Source organism: Exiguobacterium sp. FSL W8-0210 (genome assembly GCF_038006045.1).
Classification (GTDB): Bacteria; Bacillota; Bacilli; order Exiguobacteriales; family Exiguobacteriaceae; genus Exiguobacterium_A.
In genome coordinates this window covers 873,119-891,021 of record NZ_JBBOUK010000001.1, presented here as the reverse complement: position 1 = coordinate 891,021, position 17,903 = coordinate 873,119, and the positions used below count along the sequence as shown (strand labels likewise).

The window sequence follows — 17,903 nt, the reverse complement described above, 5'->3', positions numbered from 1 at the left end:
GGCTCATCCGTCCTTTTTCTTTACGCTAAAGTAAGTGCATTGAACCGGGCGACTGATTCGATGGCTTGCGCAAATCGTTTCATTTCGCTAAGACGGTTCGTGCGGACTGTTTCGTCGTCCGTCATGATCATCGTACCGTCAAAGTATGCTGTGATCGACGGAACGGTTGCCTCAAGTGCCTCAAGCGCTCGTTCATAATCAAGTGACGCGATCGCTTGATCGACCTCTGGTAAGGTCTTCTCAATCGCCTCATGTAACGCGCGTTCCGCATCATTTTCAAAGAGCGCTGGATTAACAGTTGTGACGTCTTCTGCTTTTTTCGAAATGTTTAAGACACGGCTGAGTTGTTCGACCGTTTTCTTAAACGATTCTTTTTTCGTCGCACTTTCAAGCATCGCAGCACGCTGCTCATTCGCTTCGACTGTCAACGTATGATCAAGAGCGGCTTCGACGACATCATGACGGAAGTTCATTTCCGATAGACGGTATTTCAAGCGTTGTGCAAAGAAGTCTTGTAATGCAGCTTGAACTTCTTCGGCATCCTTCGCGTAAAGACCTGCTGCTACCTGTTCAGACACGACGAAGGCAATCAGTTCAGTCAATGTCAAGTTCAACTTACGATCCGATAAGATTTGCACAATTCCTTGTGCTTGACGACGCAATGCATACGGATCCGCTGATCCACTTGGAATCATGCCGACACCGAAGAATCCAGCGACGCTGTCCATCTTATCGAGAATCGCATAGAGTGTTCCTGTTGGTGTTTCCGGACTTGCATCCCCCGCGAAGCGTGGCATGTAATGTTCACGAATCGCAGCCGCGACTTCTGGATCCTCATTCTTCATGTTCGCATACCGCTCACCCATCAGACCTTGTAATTCTGTGAATTCATAGACCATTTGACTGACGAGATCGAATTTATAGATTTGTCCTGCACGTTCAACACGTGTTTTGTCTGCACCGACACGATCGGCAAGTGCGAGTGCCATCTGACGGACGCGACGGACTTTTTCACCTGTCGTTCCTAATTTTTCATGGAAGACGATTTTATCAAGACGTTTCGCCTGTTCATCGATATCTGCTTTTTTATCTTCTTCATAGAAGAACTGCGCATCGGCTAAACGGGCACGGATGACTTTTTCGTTTCCGCGTGCGACGTTTTCAAGATGTGTTGCGTTTCCGTTTCGTACCGTGACGAAATAGTGGAGCAACGCACCGTCACGTTTGACCGGGAAGTAACGTTGGTGTTCCTTCATCGTCGTGATCAAGACTTCTTCTGGTAACTCAAGATATGCTTCATCAAATGCACCGAACAAGGCTGTCGGATACTCGACTAGGTTCGTGACTTCTTCAAGTAAAGAAGCATCAATCGGCACTTCGAATTGTTCGCGTGCCGCAAGCGCTGCGATTTGTTCTTCAATCAATTGACGACGTGCTTCATAACTGACGATGACGTTTTCTCCTGCGAGCGCTTCAACATAAGCGTTCGGACGCAGGATCGTGATGTCCTGCCCGAGGAAACGATGTCCACGTGATGTCCGACCTGTTTCGACGGATGCGACTTCAAACGGGATGACTTGATCGTCAAGCAGGGCAATCAACCAACGAATCGGACGCATGTAACGTAACGATTGTGTGCTCCAACGCATGTTTTTCGGGAATGTCATCGCTTCGACGACTTGTTTTAGTCCAGGAAGTAGATCGGCTGTCGCTTGTCCGACTTCCTTACGTGTCGCATAGAGATACTCGACTCCTTTTTCTTCTCCAAGGAAGAGATCGTCCGTCGTTAACCCTTTACCACGTGCGAACCCTTCGGCTGCTTTCGTCCAGTTCCCTGCTTCGTCCATCGCGATACGTTTTGCCGGTCCTTTTAATGTCTCTTCGAGGTCACTTTGACGTGCTGCGAGACCTTTGACATACACTGCAAGACGGCGTGGTGTCGAGAAGGATTCGACGCTTGTGAACTCAATCCGTGCTTCTTCAAGAAAACGCGTCACGCGTTCCTTGAGTTGTGTTTCGGATTGAAGGACGAATCGAGCCGGCATCTCTTCTAAACCGATTTCAAGTAATAATTCATGCATGTGACTCACCTGCTTTCGACTTGATCAATGGGAAGCCAAGACGTTCCCGTTCTTCGATGAAACTTTGCGCACAACGGCGCGACATGTTCCGGACACGATGGATGAATCCTGTACGTTCCGTGACAGAGATTGCTCCCTTCGCGTCGAGAAGGTTAAAGGTATGCGAACATTTCAAGATGTAATCATACGCTGGGAAGACGAGGTTCTCGTCCAAGGCACGATTCGCTTCTTTTTCATATTGATCGAACAAAGTGAAGAGTAAGGCGACATCTGATGTTTCAAACGTATACTTTGAATGTTCGAACTCCGGTTGATAGAAGATATCACCGTATTTGAAGCCATCCGTCCAAACGAGATCAAAGACACTCTCGACGTCTTGAATGTACGACGCAAGACGCTCGATTCCATACGTGATCTCTACTGCGATCGGGTTACACTCGATTCCACCGACTTGTTGGAAATACGTGAATTGCGTGATTTCCATCCCGTTCAGCCATACTTCCCAGCCGAGACCTGCAGCACCGAATGTCGGATTCTCCCAGTTATCCTCTACGAAACGAATATCATGTTCGAGTGGGTTGATACCGAGCAACTCGAGACTTTGTAAGTACAATTCCTGAATGTTGTCAGGTGACGGTTTCATGATGACTTGGAATTGATGGTGTTGATACAGACGGTTCGGGTTTTCCCCGTAACGACCATCAGCCGGTCGGCGTGATGGTTCTGTATAACAAACGTTCCATGGTTCTGGTCCGAGACTCCGTAAGAATGTCATCGGATTCATCGTACCGGCTCCTTTTTCTACGTCGTATGCTTGCATCGTCAAGCAGCCTTGTTCTGCCCAAAATTTTTGTAATGTCAAGATCATGTCTTGTACTGTCATCTTCACGACTTTCACCTCCGAAATGATTAAGGAACGCAAAAAACGCCCCTATGTACAACAATCGTTGCACATAGGGACGAGACGAGCCCGCGGTTCCACCCTACTTGCATGCATCGCATGCCACTCTTTTTGACAAAGAACACTCCGAAACGCCATTCGCGCCCCTCTCACTCCCAGCTCGCACCACCCTGGAATCGCTTGATTGAGAAAAAGGCGGTACTCCTTTTCGTCATCGTGTTCATTTAGTTGCTTCTACCGCATTTATTCTACCGAACCCGCTTGTTGCTGTCAATCGTTGCTGAAATCAATCAACTGGTCGAGGACACGTTTTGAACGTAGGCGTAACCCACTGTAGCGTTCCATATAAGCATCCATGATTTGACGTAGTAGACGCTTCGTTTCCGGCTTCACCGTCACGGTCCCGATCCGCGAAAAATCGTAGACAGAGAACACGTAGAGCATCTTCGCGACTGCTTCTGACATGAAGACAGCATGTTCATCCTCATGGCGATGCCGGCGACAGAGTAGACCGCCGTGGTGTAACGAAAAAGCAAACGGTGCTTCAGCACTCCCGCAAATCGTACAGCCGTTCAAGTGTGGCGCAATCCCTAGATGACGCAACAGGCGCAACTCGATGATGAAGGAGACGACGTCGGGATCGAGTCCTTCATCCATCGCCTCCAGTCCTTCGACGAACAAATCATAGAGTGCCGGTTGCGGCACACGTTCATCAAGCGCTTTATCTGCAAGCTCCAGTAGATACATCGCATACGCCATCAAGACGACATCTTGCCGGATATGCGCATGACTCGTGATGACGTCTGCTGATTTCAACTGACCGAGACCACGTGACCTTGGATAGATATAGACGGCTCGAACGAAAGGCTGGCTTGCCGCGTTAAAACGACTACCCGGCTTCTTCGCTCCTCGCGCCATGACGGCGAGCTTGCCGTATTCACGTGTCAGTAGCGTGACGATTTTATTCGATTCACCGTATACGACCGTTCGTAGTACAAGCCCTTCCGCCTTATCGATCATCGCTTAGTACTCGTCATCGCGGAAGCCAAGTTCACGCAATTGACCGGCCTTGTTGCGCCAATCTTTTTGGACTTTAACCCACAAGTTCAGGTAAACTTTCGTTCCGAGTAACATCTCGATGTCCGTTCGTGCTTCAGAGCCGATTTCTTTTAGAAGTGCTCCGCGTTTACCGATGATGATTCCTTTTTGGGAATCGCGCTCGATCAAGATCGTCGCATGGACATCGACCATGTTGCCATTCTCACGCGTCTTGATTTGATCAATCGCGACTGCGATCGAGTGTGGTACTTCATCGCGTGTCTTTTGCAGGACTTTCTCACGGATCATCTCTGAGATGATGAAACGCTCCGGGTGGTCAGTGACTTGATCCGCCGGGTAATACATCGGTCCTTCCGGTAAGATCTTCGCGATTTCTTCAAGTAACGGTCCGACGTTGTTACCTTGTAACGCAGAGATTGGAACGACTGCCGCAAACTCAAGCTCATCTTTATATGACTCGATGATTGGCGGAATATCATTCGGATGAATCAAGTCGACCTTATTCATGACGAGAATGATGGGTGTATCGAGTTCTTTCAATTTTTCAATGATGAAATCGTCACCTTTTCCTTTTGGTTCCGTCACGTTGACCATGAACAAAATCGCATCAACTTCACGCAATGCGTTCGTCGCGACCTTCATCATGAAGTCGCCGAGTTTATGTTTTGGTTTGTGAATCCCTGGTGTATCGATGAAAATCGTCTGAACGTCTTCTGTCGTATAGACACCTTGGATCTTGTTTCGCGTCGTTTGTGGCTTATCAGACATGATGGCAATCTTTTGTCCGATGACACGGTTGAGGAATGTCGATTTTCCGACGTTCGGGCGTCCGATGATCGAGACAAAGCCCGATTTGAATCCTTCTTTAAACATGTAAATCCCCTTTCGTGAATGCTCCTGGTAAGAGGGCGCCCACTGTTGTTTCTGTGACATCCCCTTTAAGGTTCGTCAAATAGATTGGCATATCCGCGTCACACATCTCTGATAACACTTGGCGGCATTGTCCGCATGGTGCGACCGGTCCTTCCGTGTCCGCAACGACAGCCATCGCTGCATACTCACGCGCATCCTGTGCCCACGCAGAAAAGATTGCTGTCCGTTCTGCACAGTTACAAAGACCATATGCAGCGTTTTCAATATTGCAGCCATGGAAGACTTGTCCGTCTTTTGTTAGTAAAGCCGCACCGACTTGGAATTTCGAATATGGAACATACGCTTTTTCGCGTGCACGTTTAGCTTGTTCGAGTAATTGTTCTGTTTTCATGTGAGTATCCCCTTCTTAGGAACGGTATTGGCCAAAAAGGCCGGATTCTTATTGTACCAAATATGGGATGAAGATGCATAGTGCAATTGCAATAGATGTAAGCGCCAACACAAGAACAGCTCCACTTGCAATATCCTTGACTGCTTTTGCCAGCGGATGCCATTTCTGCGTTACGAGATCAACGACGCGCTCAAACGCTGTATTGAACATCTCAGCACTGATGACGATCCCGACCGTCAAGAAGAGAATCGCTCGCTCGACAGACGTCAATGGTAATAGAAAGGCGACAAGTAACACGATGGCACCAACTGTCACATGAACTTTCATATGCCGTTCCTCTCGAATCGATTGGCGCAATCCGTTCATGGCATGCCGAAAGGGTTGCCACCAGCTTTTCACAATGTGCCCCGATATAACTCGAAGTGATGCAGGATTTCCTCCTGTCGCTTCGTCATGACTTCCTCATCTGCTTTTTCAATGTGATCGTATCCGAGTAAATGGAGAAAACCATGGACAGCGAGGAAACCGAGCTCTCGCTCAAAATGATTGCCATACTCTGCCGCTTGTTCACGGCATCGTTCCACGGAAATGATCAAATCGCCAAGGACGATTGGTTCATCTTCGAGCAATCCGAAATCGATTTCATCTTCTCCGAGTTCTTCCATCGCAAAGGAAATGACGTCTGTCGCCTGATCCTTTCCACGCCATTCACGATTGATTTCTTGAATCTCATCGTTTGAGACGAAAGTCACGGACAACTCACTATTTGAATCGACTTCTTCTTGTTCTGCCGTGTAAATCAAAATCGATTCGACAAGCTGTCGTTGTTCTTCCGTTAGACGATTATTTTCGTCTGTCATATAAATATTCATGTCGTTGCCTCTTTCTTTAATTCTGGATACTCGATTCGTTCATAGAACAAACCGGATAAAGTATGACACGCACTTTCACCGACGCGATAAATCTCACGTGTCGTAATGTCACATTCCGCGAATTGGTCATCCATCATCTTTTCACGAATGATTTTCGCGACTAAGTCCCGAATTCCTTCTTCTGAAGGAGCTTTCATCGAACGAACGGCCGCTTCAATCGAGTCAACGATCATGATGACCGCCGCTTCACGAGTTTGTGGTTTCGGACCTGTGTAACGGAACGTCTTTTCGTCGACCTCACCTTGTTCTGCTGCCTTGACATAAAAATATCGAAGCAGAGAGGTTCCATGATGCTGACGGCAAATATCGATGATCGCTGCAGGAAGTTTTGCGTCTTCGAGTAATTCAACGCCATCCTCGGTATGTGCCAAGATGACACGTGCCGACTCTTCCGGTGTCAATCGATCATGGGGATTACGTCCATGCTGGTTTTCAATGAAATAAAGTGGCCGTCGTGTTTTCCCTAAATCATGATAGTAGGCTCCGACTCGTGCAAGCAACCCATCTGCTCCGATTGCTTCACAGGCTGTTTCTGCTAGGTTCGCGACCATCATACTATGATGGTACGTTCCCGGTGCTTCAACTAATAGTTTTTTGAGTAACGGATGTGTTGGGTTCAACAGTTCGAGTAGACGCGTCGGTGCTAAAATACCGAATGTCATCTCAAGAAACGGCAATAGTCCAATTGCCAGGACGGCACTCAATATACCACTCGCAATCGCAAAGCCGATTAAAATCAATGTTTCTCGCGGTTCGAACGTACCGCTTCGCAGTAGAACGAATGCTAAGAAAATCGCGATGTTTGCTCCGGCAATCGAAATACTGCTCATGAAAATACGACGACGCGACAAACTAGATTGTAGGAAAAACGTTGCAACTAACCCACCGACCAATAAATAGATCGCGATATTGAAGCTGAAGTTTTGATTCGCACTATAGAAGAACGTTCCGGCAAGCGCCGTGAACAGAGAGCTTGATAAGGCAATCGGTTCGTTCAATAAATTACGCAGGACGAGCGCAGCAAAAGCCGTCGGCGTGAGTAAGTAAAATGCTGGATTGATGTCGTCTGCTAAGAACGCCATACCATACATGACGAGTAATTGTAGACTGACGACGAGATAGACAAGCCCAAATAAACGAATCCGCCCCATTTGAGCGTATCGCAGTTTCGAACGGTGAATGAAGCCAAATAAAAAGGCAGTCATCAACGCACTGATTAGCATCGCACCGAGTAACGGTTTCAACGACTGTCGATCAGAAATCAATCCGACGAGTTGTAGCTGACGATAGGCATCTTGTGAAATCACTTCGCCTCGTTTGACGATCACTTCACCTTCTGAAATGATAACCGGTTCGACTTTATCACTCGTCTGCTTACGGAGCTGTTCCGTCTTTTCCGGATCATAGACGTAATTCGTTACGATCAGTTGATCGGTCAGCGCTTTAGCGACTGCTTTTAATGAGAAGGAGAGCGGCGAACGTTCGATATCCGTCCGCGCATTCTCACGTGCTTCTGCTACTTCACCACCATCGGACGAGATACGTTGACGCATCGCTTCTTCAATCGCTGTAATGACGACGTCACGTGTCGTATTCCGCAGTGCTGTCGTCGACGTCACAAGCAAGCGTAACTCATCATCCTTCAACAGTGTCGCTGCCTCCGTCCCACGCAGACGCTGCTTGATTTTACCGATCTCATTTGCTTTTTTAATACCGGACAAACTAGCAAAAAGTTGTTCTACTTTATCAATTTGCTGTGCTGCATACTCTTGTTTGATCGTATACTGACTCTCGATTGCAGCAACCGAATTTTCCTTGATTTGATTTGTTGCGACCCGGTCCTCCATCGTCAAGGGTGACCGGATATCTTCTTCTGCAATTGAGAATGGTTCTGCGGACAAGGCTTCTGGTCGAACGCTGACATACATCATCGTCGATACGATGAGATAGAATACTACTGTCAAAAGACCAACCCAGACCCCAACCTTGCGCATATCATCTCCCCCTTTTCCCTCTTTTTCCGTAACGGCTTAGGTCAAATCCTGACTATAAGCATCAACGATTTTCCGGACAAGTGGGTGACGTACGACATCAGCTGAGCCAAAGTGCTCAAAATGAATCCCTTTGACATTACCGAGCAAATGTAACGCTTCTTGTAGACCAGATGTTTTTCCACGCGGAAGATCGACTTGTGTTAAATCGCCCGTAACAATCATCTTCGAATGGAATCCGAGACGCGTCAGGAACATCTTCATTTGTTCCCGTGTCGTATTTTGCGCTTCATCGAGAATGACAAAAGCATGTTCAAGCGTCCGTCCTCGCATGTAAGCAAGCGGTGCGATTTCGATGACACCACGTTCAAGCAGACGAGCCGTATGTTCGACACCAAGCACGTCATGTAGCGCATCGTACAGAGGACGTAGATAGGGATCGACTTTTTCTTTAAGATCCCCTGGAAGGAATCCTAGATTTTCTCCTGCTTCTACTGCCGGACGCGTCAGGACGAGTCGTTTGACGTGACCTTCTTTTAACGCTTTTGCCGCCATCACGACAGCAAGATACGTTTTTCCGGTTCCCGCTGGCCCAATACCAAATGTCAAATCACAGCGGTCGATTCCCCGAACGTAACGTGCTTGACCGAGTGTCTTTGCACGAAGTGGTTTTCCTTTATGATTCGTATGAATGACCGTATCGTAAAGTTCTAGCAGTTCATCCACACGATCTTGACGTGCGAGTTGAATGGCGCTCGTCGCGTCACGCTCTGTTAAAACAGCACCACGATTCACAAGTTGTTTCAAGACGCCTACGACCTGTCCTGCTAAGATCACAGACTGCTCCTGTTCGGATTGTGCCAACAGTTCATCTCCTCGATGCGTCAGCTGAACGTCAAGTTCTGCTTCCATCGTACGTAAGACTGCATCATTCGGACCGACGAATGCTTGAATCTGTTCTGAATTCGAAAATGCAAATGGGATTCTTTCGTTGAATATCACGTTGTGAATGGCCTCCTAGTCATGGATAACAAGTTGTCATCGCTTCATATCTAATCTCTTCCACTTTAGCACTTCCGCCGAAAAGATGGAAAGAAAAACCCGTTCCCACCTTTTAGGAAATAAAAAGAGTCAATCCTACGCGTTTCGTAGGATCGACTCACTATACAAATATTAGCGTTTGCGCTTGGAAACAGGCGCACCAAGAACTTCACTCCAAACGATGGCACGTCGCATTTCATCTTGTGAAATCGTCGTTGCTGATGCTGAACGACTAGACGATCCAATGGCACCATCTGCTACGCTATCTTTGATTTCGCCAATCGTCGATGAGGACATCCCTTTTTTCGAATGTTGCTTTTGACGTTGGTCCAAACGTTGTTGCAATTCCGTTCGTTCATGAACGGGTCGCGCTTTCGTTTGCGTTACCCCCGGTTGTTTCTTCGAGGGTGCTTTTTTACGAACGACAGGTGGAGGTACCGTCTCTTGTCGCATCGTATCGACCTGTTCGGTCATTTGCTTCACATATTCACCGAACTCCTTTGAAGGAGTTCGGTTCGTCTGCTTCGGTTTTTTATCTGCTGCTTTTGAGATGACGGAGATGACACCGAATGCGATCATCAATCCGACCCATATGATATCCATACCGTCTCACCCTTTATTGTGAGTCATTTGGTGATGATTGCCCACCGATTGCTTGGCGCATTTTCGTATCTGCTGTCACGTTCAAGTAGTTCGCATAATCCATGACGCCAAAGTTACCGTCACGCATCGCTTCAGCGATAGCAAGCGGCACTTCCGCTTCAGCAGCGACAACCTTCGCACGCATCTCTTCAACACGTGATTTCATCTCTTGTTCACTTGCGATCGCCATTGCGCGACGTTCTTCGGCTTTCGCTTGCGCAATGTTCTTATCTGCTTCTGCTTGATCCGTCTGCAGAACCGCACCGATATTCTTACCGATATCAATATCTGCAATATCAATCGAGAGAATCTCGAACGCCGTACCCGAATCGAGTCCTTTTGCAAGAACCGTCCGTGAGATCATCTCTGGATTCTCAAGTACTTCTTTTTGGTCATTACACGAACCAATGGTTGAGATGACACCCTCACCAACACGTGCGATGACCGTTTCTTCCCCAGCACCACCGACGAGACGATCGATGTTCGCACGTACCGTGATCCGGGCTTTCGCTTTCACTTCAATCCCGTTCATCGCCACACCGGCAATGAATGGTGTTTCGATGACTTTCGGGTTAACCGACATTTGAACAGCTTCCAAAACGTTACGACCAGCAAGATCAATCGCCGCTGCGCGTTCGAAGCTCAACTCGATATTCGCACGGTGTGCTGCAATCAAGGCATTGACGACGCGGTCAACGTTACCACCAGCAAGGAAGTGACTTTCCAGTTGGTTCGTATTCAAGTTCAATCCCGCTTTAACCGCCTTGATCAACGGATTGACGATCTTAGACGGTGTTACTCGACGAAGACGCATCCCGACTAATGTAAAGATCGATACGCGTACTCCCGCTGCGAGCGAGCTAATCCAAAGTGGAATCGGAACGAGCGTGAAGAAGATGGCGAGGAAAATTAAAATTCCTCCGGATATGAGTAATACAGTCAATAATTCAGGTGTCATGTGTGGGACTCCTCCTTCGTATGTTGGACTCTAACAATGACGCGTCCATGCGTCACTTCTTTTACGACGATCGTTTCCCCCGCTTGAATGAAGGTCCCTTCCGTAACCGCATCGATTCGATTTCCGTCGATTTCAATTGTTCCTGACGGACGGAGAGGTGTCAGACTAACTCCTTCTTGTCCTAACAATTGCACTTTGTCTTGATGAGAAAGATAGCCTTTTTCAGACGATGTGGAATCTGTCAAAATCAAACCTCTCCATAATAAGGATTGATTCGATTTAATTCTGCGATATGCCCAGTATCCGGCCGCAAGTGATAGAAATACAGCAAGTCCAACCGCTATGCCTACTTGACCAACTGTAGCACCTGCCATGATCAGACTAGCAAGGACAGCGCCGATTCCGAGGACTCCAAAGATTCCGAACCCTGTGACGAATATTTCGACCAGTAACATGAGGACCCCGATCATGAAGACCGCCAAAATCATCCCTAAGCTAAACGTCATGCGTACGTTCACCCCTTTTCATTCGTGTCAGAAGCTGCTTCTTTTGCACTTTGATTTGTTACTATAATTATATACGCTTTCAAAACAAAAAGGTTTCATGACTATTCTGAATTCATCAAGAAACTTTTAATTGTGACAGGAACGACAAAAAAGGTGCCCCGAAGGACACCTTTTCCATGTATTAAGCGAGCCGTTGTTTGACGAGTCGATTAATTAATGCACCGTCTGCCTTGCCTTTAAGCTGTGGCATGACGATACCCATTACTTTCCCCATATCTGAAGGAGCAGAGGCACCCGTCTGCGCAATAGCTGCGTCGACGATTTCCTGTACTTCTTCCTCGGAAAGCTGTTTTGGCATATAAGCTTCGAGCACGACAATCTCTGCTTGAATTTTCTCGACGAGATCGTGACGACCAGCGCTTTCGAATTCTCGGAGGGAGTCGTTGCGCTGCTTCATTTCACGTGAAAGAATCGTTAATTCTTCCTCGTCCGTCAATTCTTGCTTACCGAGTTTGATCGTTTCATTTTGCAGCGATGATTTCACCATCCGAATCGTCGTAAGACGATCTTTTTCACGTAGACGCATGGCTTCTTTCATATCCGCTGTCAAACGCTCCTGAAGACTCATGAGGATACACCCTCTCTAACGTTAGAACTTCTTACGCTTACGCGCAGCCTCCGATTTAAGCTTACGTTTTACACTTGGCTTTTCGTAGTGTTTACGTTTACGAACTTCTGCAAGCGTACCATCTTTTGAAACACCACGTTTGAAGCGACGAAGTGCGTCTTCAAGTGATTCATTTTTACGTACACGAGTTTCCACTAGTTTTCCCTCCCTCCGATATTACCGACTAAAGGAAACGTGTCAGACACGTCATACAACATTATAGTAGGAATATACAATTTGGTCAACAGTTGATTCTAGCGACTTTTCTATACCCTACGCTGTTCCTTTTTGTTCTTTTCTATCCTCTCATGGTTGCATCCGTTTGACAACAAAATCTAGTCATTCCTGCATCAAAATCCAGAAACTTTTTTGTAAGCGTTATCATGTATTTTTTAAAATGTTTTGTCAAAATGGGTGATGATGTGTCAAAATATAGACAATTATCAAATAAAGGAGTGTGACATCACATATGAAAGAAGCAAAGCGCATCATCTGGGGATTGATTCTCGGGGTGATCCTCGGAATCATTCTTGCAACCTTACCGGATAAGTCGATTTATGAGGGATTGAATAAATATGCTTTACAGCCCATCGGGACAATCTTCCTGAACCTGATTAAGATGCTCGTCGTACCGATCGTCTTCTTCTCGATCACTCTCGGTGTCATGGGGCTCGGGAATCCAAAAGAGCTTGGTCGTGTCGGCGGAAAGGCAATCGGCTACTTCATGACGACGACGGCTGTCGCGATTGTCATTGCTCTCGGTTTGTCATTACTGATTAAACCGGGTACTCTCGGAAGCTTCTCTACAAATAACCTTGAATACGATAGTGGAAGTCTTCCCGATACGAGTTTGATCAACACAATCGTCGGTATGTTCCCGACGAACCCGATCACCTCGATGGCAGAAGGCAACATGTTGCAAATCATCGTCTTCAGTGTGTTCGTCGGTTTTGGAATCACATTCCTCGGTAAAAAAGTCTCGACGTTACGGACATTCGTCGAACAAGGAAACGAATTGATGACGTACCTCATCACACTCGTCATGAAGATGGCTCCGCTTGGAGCGTTTGCTTTGATCGCATCAGCAGTCGGTTCACAAGGTTGGGAATCGTTAAAAGCAATGTTCTTCTATATGCTCGTCGTTGTTCTAGCGTTAGTCGTTCATTCTTTATTCACATACGGTTCGACTGTTTCGTTACTCGGGAAGATGAACCCGTTCTTCTTCTTTAAGAAGTTCGCACCTGTCATGTTGTTTGCTTTCTCGACGTCTTCGTCGAACGCAACACTTCCTGTCGCGATGCAAACGGCTCAAAAAGAGTTGAAGGTTCCGCGTTCCGTCTCAAGTTTCGTCCAACCTCTTGGTGCGACGATCAATATGGATGGAACAGCAATCATGCAAGGTGTCGCGACTGTCTTCATCGCGCAAGTCTACGCTGTAGATTTGACGCCAGGTCAACTTGCGACTGTCGTCCTGACAGCTGTTCTTGCCTCAGTCGGTACAGCCGGTGTACCGGGTGTCGGTCTCGTCATGTTGACGATGGTTCTTCAATCGGTCAATCTACCGGTCGAAGGGATCGCTTTAATCATCGGTGTCGATCGTCTTCTTGATATGATGCGGACAGCCGTCAACATCACTGGTGACGCAGCATGTGCCGTCATCGTCTCGAAATCGGAAGAAGGTAATCTGAAAGAAGAAGAGAACGAAGAAACGGATGAGCGTTACGCTTGATTGCACGTTTCTCGACTGACGAAAAGGACGTTCCGCCAACTGCGGAACGTCCTTTTTTATCTGTTCACTTATTTCGATAAGACGAATGAGCTAAGTCCTTCGACACGAACCGTACCTGATACTTTACGGATTGCTTTGGTTCCTGCTTGTTTACCGTCTACAAGCAACTTCCATTTCCCTGTCGGTAACTTCATATCGACTGCTGTCCGATTCGCATTATGAATGACGTAGAGATCATCCTTTTGTTGTGGCGCAGCATCATCTAATCGATAAGCGATGACTTGTGCCGGTGCTGTTTCAAACGTCAGGTAACGACGAATGTCTTTTGCTGTTGCTAAATGAAGTACTGGATTCTTTTTACGTAACTCGATCAATCCTGTCATATAATCAACGTCTTGTTGACGGTCCATCTTCCGTTTCCAGTCGAGCTGGTTGACAGAATCCGGTGATTTATACGAGTTATGGTCTCCGCCCTTCGTCCGCATGAAGTCCTGCCCTGCATGGATGAACGTCGTTCCTTGTGACGTCAACAAGATACTTGAAGCCAAACGATGCATCTTTGTCTTCGTTGCGTCATTGTCTTGTGGATTCGTCAGGTTCAACTTATCCCAAAGCGTATGGTTATCATGTGCTTCAACGTAAGTGATGGCTTGATCTGGTTCTTGCGTAAATCCTTGAATCTCTTTGTCATAAGCAATCTCTCCGACGATTCCGCGTTTGATGCGCGTTTCAAGACCGGTTGTTCCGTTAATGAAACCAGCATCTGAATCGATGAAGACGCTACCTTTGAGCGCATCGCGTAGATTGTCATTGAAATGTCCGATTCCTGGCATTTGTTTTGTATTCGTTTGGTTGGCCTTCTCTGAATCTGGAAGCGGTGTTCCAAGGCTCCACCCTTCTCCGAATACGAGAATCGACGGATCAATTCGTTTTGTCGCCTGTTTGACAGCATTCATCGTTTTGACGTCGTGAATGCCCATTAAGTCAAAGCGGAATCCGTCCCAGTGGTATTCTTTCGCCCAGTAGGAGACAGAGTCAACGATCAATTTGTGCATCATTTGACGCTCAGACGCTGTATCGTTTCCGACACCAGTTCCGTTCGCTAAATCGCCGCCTTCTGTATAACGGTAGTAATAACCAGGGACGATTTTATCAAGGTTTGATGCCTTTGCGTCAAACATGTGGTTGTAAACGACGTCCATGACAGCACGAAGTCCATTGTCATGTAGTCCTTGAATCATCTGCTTCATTTCTGTGATTCGGACTTTTGGATCATAGGGGTTTGTCGCATACGATCCTTCTGGTGCGTTATAGTTCTTCGGATCATAACCCCAGTTATACGATTTAAGCGGGTTCGTCTCATCGACGGACGCTGTGTTGAAATCATAGACTGGAATGAACTGAACGTGCGTGATGCCAAGTTCCTTCAGATGATCAAGCCCCGTCTTCGTCTTCGTTTTCTCACCATCCTTCGTCAAACGCGTACCTGGCTCGATGACGCCAAGGTACTTCCCTTTTTGTTTGATCCCTGAATCGTAACCTGAATTCGTCACATCAAACATCGATAAATCACGGACGTGTGATTCATAGATGATTGCGTCTGTCGCATGGCGAAGTGGCATTTTCCCATTCGTCCAGCGTTTTGGATCCGTCTCGCGTAAGTCGACGACGACACCTTGGTCGCCATTGACGGCGACTGCTGTCGCATACGGATCAACAGCACGCGTTGATTCTTTGGCGTGTTTGACTTCGTATGTGTATCCGACACCGTCAAGATCGCCCTTGACTGTTACTTGATACACACCACGATCCGTTCGTTCCATCTTGATTTCGCGCGTGATATCTTTTGTCGTAGCAGCTTCTTGTTTTGGTAAGCGATACAATTCGAGCTCGACGGCTTGTGCTGTCGGTGCCCAGACTTTAAACGTCGTCTTCGATTTTTGATAGTCGACACCGAGTTTTCCATCGTAGGCATACTTTTGGTCGAATGCTTTCGAACGGAGCACTTTACCTGCTTCAAGAATTGCTTCTCCAAAAACAGGATGAGATGCTCGGACGACTTTTGCTAAATCGATATCTGAAGTGACTTCGACTTTTACCGTTTTGGCATCGATTGCTGACACGACTGGATTCGTCACGCCTTCAAACGTAAATGCCTTTAAGTCTTCTTCCGTCAACGGTGCATTCGTTTTTAATGTCATCGTCCGGAAGTCATCTGCTAAAAAGCTTGTGATTTTCGGTGTGCGATCGATTTCCGGTTTGCTGTAGTACACCGTCTGATCTCCTTCAATCAACCAGATGTCTTTCGCCCCTGCATAAAAGAAACGATCAGCTCCGTCTTTTTCCGACCATCCTTCAAGATGCGGAATGACGCCTGCAAGACGTGCTTTCGTCGGATTATCGAGTGTTACTTTGGCAACGGCACCAAACTCATCTTGCTTGTCGAACTCGAATCGCTTGCCATCTTGCTCTTCCGGCCAAGACCAGACACCATACTTGTCATAATCATTGTCATACCGGTAATAGTGGATGTTCGTATCGATATTTTCGACATCTGCTCCATTGCTTGGATTGACTGTCGAGATGTTCTTACTTCCCGACTCGATCCAGATTTCAGCAACACCATTTTTAATCATATCTTTCGTGATGAAGCGATCATTTTCAGATCCCCCATCCTTGTTCCAGTTATCATCTCGAACGATGAAGCCGATTTTTTCCGGCTGATCAACTGGAAATTCATAAGCTGCGATTTTCCCGTAAGCATCCTCGCCGTTAAAAGCGTGAGCTTTATTCGGAAAATAATCCGGACCATTTGCCCATAACCACAGATTCCAATCCATTGTGGCATTTGGGTCTTCCTTGTAGTGAATGATGACCAATGTCGACTTCCCTTTTTCCAGTGCTTGACCGGATAAAGAGAGTCCACTAAATATCAGTGCAAACGTTAGCGCAACGATACAAACGAATTTCATGCGTTTCATACGGTAGCCATCTCCTTTTGGTATGTAATCGTTTTCATTTTGCATCCGTTTACAAGTCCTGTCAAAGCCTATTTCATCGGTTTGATCGAAAATAAGACTTTTGAACCAAGCACTTTTTTTCAAAAAGAACGATGTTACTTTAGAGAAAAACAGGAAAAAGCGTCTCCACAATCATGTGCTAGAGACGCTCATCCTGGTTTGTTTGATGGTAATACTATTTATGGCTTACGATCGTGCGAGAAGTGTAGCGATCGTCTGCTTCGTCTGTTCCATTGATTCGTCCGATGCAAAGAAATACCAGACACCATCACTTGCGATATATCCTTCTCCATCAATTTTCAGCGGCTTCAATTGTTCGAACCCACGCTGATTCTCCTGCGCTAGCTGCGCTGCGACATCAAGTCCGATATTCGTCGTAAAGTTGTTTTTCATAACGTCCGTAATCTTTTCGAGTTGCGTCAACAACTGTGGTCCAGCAAGCTTCATTCCGACGGCTTCTAGCACTTGACGCTGACGAATTTGTCGACCCATATCGCCGAGTGGATCTTGCTTTCGCATACGTGCGTAACCACTCGCTTCAAGACCCGTCAGATGAATTTTCCCTTTCTCATACTCCTTTTGAAGACGGCGGTCGTTCCAACTGAAGGCAGATGGATTGTCGACCGTGACACCCCCAACAGCATCGACCAACTCAATCAATCCATCCATGTTGATCTTCGCATAATAAGGAATATCGGTCTCAAACGTCTGCTCCACCGTTTCGACTGTCTCTTTCACACCCCCATAGGCATAGGTATGATTGATCTTAGTCTTTTCGCCAGAAGGCACGGTTACCTGCATATCTCTTGGAATAGACAGGGAAGTCGCTTGTCTTGTTTTTGGATTGAATGAAAGAAGCATGATGGCATCGGCACGTCCCTTATCATTTTTCCGTTCATCCACACCAAGTAACAAGACATTGACCGGCTTCATCGATTCGAGTGGCTTCGGCTGCTCTCCATCTAACGGTGTTAAGAACGCGTCTGCCGTTTGTTTCACTTTTAAAAAAGCTAAACCAGCTGATGCACTAGCAATCAGAACGAAACCTAGCAGGAGCGCACTCAATACGCGCCAAACAAGACGCGGTTTTCTTTTCGCCATTCGGGATCTCA

At 46.9% G+C, this 17,903-nt stretch carries 17 protein-coding genes; 1 reads left to right on the top strand and 16 read right to left on the bottom strand.

From position 1 onward, the window contains the following. Window positions 1-20 precede the first annotated feature (20 nt). From glyS to rpsU, 14 genes are all read right to left on the bottom strand, one after another. Window positions 21-2,081, bottom strand: coding sequence for a glycine--tRNA ligase subunit beta (gene glyS / locus MKY22_RS04585; RefSeq protein WP_294742959.1), 2,061 nt, complete (start codon window positions 2,079-2,081; stop codon window positions 21-23). Next, window positions 2,074-2,964, bottom strand: a complete 891-nt coding sequence (glyQ, locus tag MKY22_RS04580; protein WP_029341034.1) for a glycine--tRNA ligase subunit alpha — start codon at window positions 2,962-2,964, stop codon at window positions 2,074-2,076. The genes glyS and glyQ overlap by 8 nt, the downstream gene beginning before the upstream one ends. A gap of 288 nt (window positions 2,965-3,252) precedes the next feature. Then, complete coding sequence (gene recO / locus MKY22_RS04575; RefSeq protein WP_341087009.1) at window positions 3,253-4,002, bottom strand: DNA repair protein RecO; 750 nt, start codon at window positions 4,000-4,002, stop codon at window positions 3,253-3,255. A gap of 3 nt (window positions 4,003-4,005) precedes the next feature. Then, window positions 4,006-4,914: a GTPase Era gene (era, locus tag MKY22_RS04570; protein ID WP_341087005.1), complete on the bottom strand. Its 909-nt coding sequence runs from the start codon at window positions 4,912-4,914 to the stop codon at window positions 4,006-4,008. After that, window positions 4,907-5,305 carry a cytidine deaminase gene (locus tag MKY22_RS04565; protein WP_023467498.1) on the bottom strand — a complete coding sequence of 133 codons (399 nt, stop codon included), beginning with the start codon at window positions 5,303-5,305 and terminating at the stop codon, window positions 4,907-4,909. Before MKY22_RS04565 ends, era begins: the two co-directional genes overlap by 8 nt. A 48-nt stretch (window positions 5,306-5,353) precedes the next feature. Next, window positions 5,354-5,671 (bottom strand): diacylglycerol kinase, encoded by a 318-nt coding sequence (locus MKY22_RS04560; protein ID WP_341087002.1) that lies wholly within the window; start codon window positions 5,669-5,671, stop codon window positions 5,354-5,356. Window positions 5,672-5,700: 29 nt separating this feature from the next. Then, complete coding sequence (gene ybeY, locus MKY22_RS04555; RefSeq protein ID WP_029341033.1) at window positions 5,701-6,177, bottom strand: rRNA maturation RNase YbeY; 477 nt, start codon at window positions 6,175-6,177, stop codon at window positions 5,701-5,703. Next, window positions 6,174-8,231 carry an HD family phosphohydrolase gene (locus MKY22_RS04550; protein ID WP_341086998.1) on the bottom strand — a complete coding sequence of 686 codons (2,058 nt, stop codon included), beginning with the start codon at window positions 8,229-8,231 and terminating at the stop codon, window positions 6,174-6,176. The genes ybeY and MKY22_RS04550 overlap by 4 nt, the downstream gene beginning before the upstream one ends. Before the next feature lie 36 nt (window positions 8,232-8,267). Next, window positions 8,268-9,230: a PhoH family protein gene (locus tag MKY22_RS04545; RefSeq protein ID WP_023467492.1), complete on the bottom strand. Its 963-nt coding sequence runs from the start codon at window positions 9,228-9,230 to the stop codon at window positions 8,268-8,270. Window positions 9,231-9,401: 171 nt separating this feature from the next. After that, window positions 9,402-9,872 carry a hypothetical protein gene (locus MKY22_RS04540; protein WP_341086992.1) on the bottom strand — a complete coding sequence of 157 codons (471 nt, stop codon included), beginning with the start codon at window positions 9,870-9,872 and terminating at the stop codon, window positions 9,402-9,404. Between the two features lie 13 nt (window positions 9,873-9,885). Further along, entirely contained in the window at window positions 9,886-10,869 is a 984-nt protein-coding gene (gene floA, locus MKY22_RS04535) for a flotillin-like protein FloA (RefSeq protein WP_023467489.1), read from the bottom strand. Continuing rightward, entirely contained in the window at window positions 10,866-11,357 is a 492-nt protein-coding gene (locus MKY22_RS04530) for an NfeD family protein (RefSeq protein ID WP_051656223.1), read from the bottom strand. The genes floA and MKY22_RS04530 overlap by 4 nt, the downstream gene beginning before the upstream one ends. A gap of 199 nt (window positions 11,358-11,556) precedes the next feature. Then, window positions 11,557-12,003 carry a GatB/YqeY domain-containing protein gene (locus MKY22_RS04525; protein WP_023467485.1) on the bottom strand — a complete coding sequence of 149 codons (447 nt, stop codon included), beginning with the start codon at window positions 12,001-12,003 and terminating at the stop codon, window positions 11,557-11,559. Window positions 12,004-12,024: 21 nt separating this feature from the next. Continuing rightward, entirely contained in the window at window positions 12,025-12,198 is a 174-nt protein-coding gene (gene rpsU, locus MKY22_RS04520) for a 30S ribosomal protein S21 (protein WP_012369719.1), read from the bottom strand. 313 nt (window positions 12,199-12,511) lie between these two features. Between rpsU and MKY22_RS04515 the strand changes: the two genes are divergently transcribed. After that, a complete protein-coding gene (locus tag MKY22_RS04515) occupies window positions 12,512-13,771 on the top strand; it encodes a dicarboxylate/amino acid:cation symporter (protein ID WP_064300322.1) in 1,260 nt (419 codons plus the stop codon). Window positions 13,772-13,839: 68 nt separating this feature from the next. On the opposite strand, the gene pulA is transcribed toward MKY22_RS04515, so the two are convergent. Both pulA and MKY22_RS04505 read right to left on the bottom strand, forming a co-directional pair. Then, a complete protein-coding gene (gene pulA / locus MKY22_RS04510) occupies window positions 13,840-16,752 on the bottom strand; it encodes a type I pullulanase (protein WP_341086970.1) in 2,913 nt (970 codons plus the stop codon). Window positions 16,753-16,977: 225 nt separating this feature from the next. Continuing rightward, on the bottom strand, window positions 16,978-17,892 hold the full coding sequence (locus tag MKY22_RS04505; RefSeq protein ID WP_231884701.1) for an LCP family protein: 915 nt from the start codon (window positions 17,890-17,892) through the stop codon (window positions 16,978-16,980). Window positions 17,893-17,903: the final 11 nt, after the last annotated feature.

Excerpts from the sequence above, each read along its gene's own strand:
- glyS (WP_294742959.1), bottom strand. The coding sequence starts at position 2,081 with ATGCATGAATTATTACTTGAAATCGGTTTAGAAGAGATGCCGGCTCGA.
- glyQ (WP_029341034.1), bottom strand. The coding sequence starts at position 2,964 with ATGACAGTACAAGACATGATCTTGACATTACAAAAATTTTGGGCAGAA.
- recO (WP_341087009.1), bottom strand. The coding sequence starts at position 4,002 with ATGATCGATAAGGCGGAAGGGCTTGTACTACGAACGGTCGTATACGGT.
- era (WP_341087005.1), bottom strand. The coding sequence starts at position 4,914 with ATGTTTAAAGAAGGATTCAAATCGGGCTTTGTCTCGATCATCGGACGC.
- MKY22_RS04565 (WP_023467498.1), bottom strand. The coding sequence starts at position 5,305 with ATGAAAACAGAACAATTACTCGAACAAGCTAAACGTGCACGCGAAAAA.
- MKY22_RS04560 (WP_341087002.1), bottom strand. The coding sequence starts at position 5,671 with ATGAACGGATTGCGCCAATCGATTCGAGAGGAACGGCATATGAAAGTT.
- ybeY (WP_029341033.1), bottom strand. The coding sequence starts at position 6,177 with ATGAATATTTATATGACAGACGAAAATAATCGTCTAACGGAAGAACAA.
- MKY22_RS04550 (WP_341086998.1), bottom strand. The coding sequence starts at position 8,231 with ATGCGCAAGGTTGGGGTCTGGGTTGGTCTTTTGACAGTAGTATTCTAT.
- MKY22_RS04540 (WP_341086992.1), bottom strand. The coding sequence starts at position 9,872 with ATGGATATCATATGGGTCGGATTGATGATCGCATTCGGTGTCATCTCC.
- floA (WP_023467489.1), bottom strand. The coding sequence starts at position 10,869 with ATGACACCTGAATTATTGACTGTATTACTCATATCCGGAGGAATTTTA.
- MKY22_RS04530 (WP_051656223.1), bottom strand. The coding sequence starts at position 11,357 with ATGATTTTGGCGGTCTTCATGATCGGGGTCCTCATGTTACTGGTCGAA.
- MKY22_RS04525 (WP_023467485.1), bottom strand. The coding sequence starts at position 12,003 with ATGAGTCTTCAGGAGCGTTTGACAGCGGATATGAAAGAAGCCATGCGT.
- MKY22_RS04515 (WP_064300322.1), top strand. The coding sequence starts at position 12,512 with ATGAAAGAAGCAAAGCGCATCATCTGGGGATTGATTCTCGGGGTGATC.
- pulA (WP_341086970.1), bottom strand. The coding sequence starts at position 16,752 with ATGAAACGCATGAAATTCGTTTGTATCGTTGCGCTAACGTTTGCACTG.
- MKY22_RS04505 (WP_231884701.1), bottom strand. The coding sequence starts at position 17,892 with ATGGCGAAAAGAAAACCGCGTCTTGTTTGGCGCGTATTGAGTGCGCTC.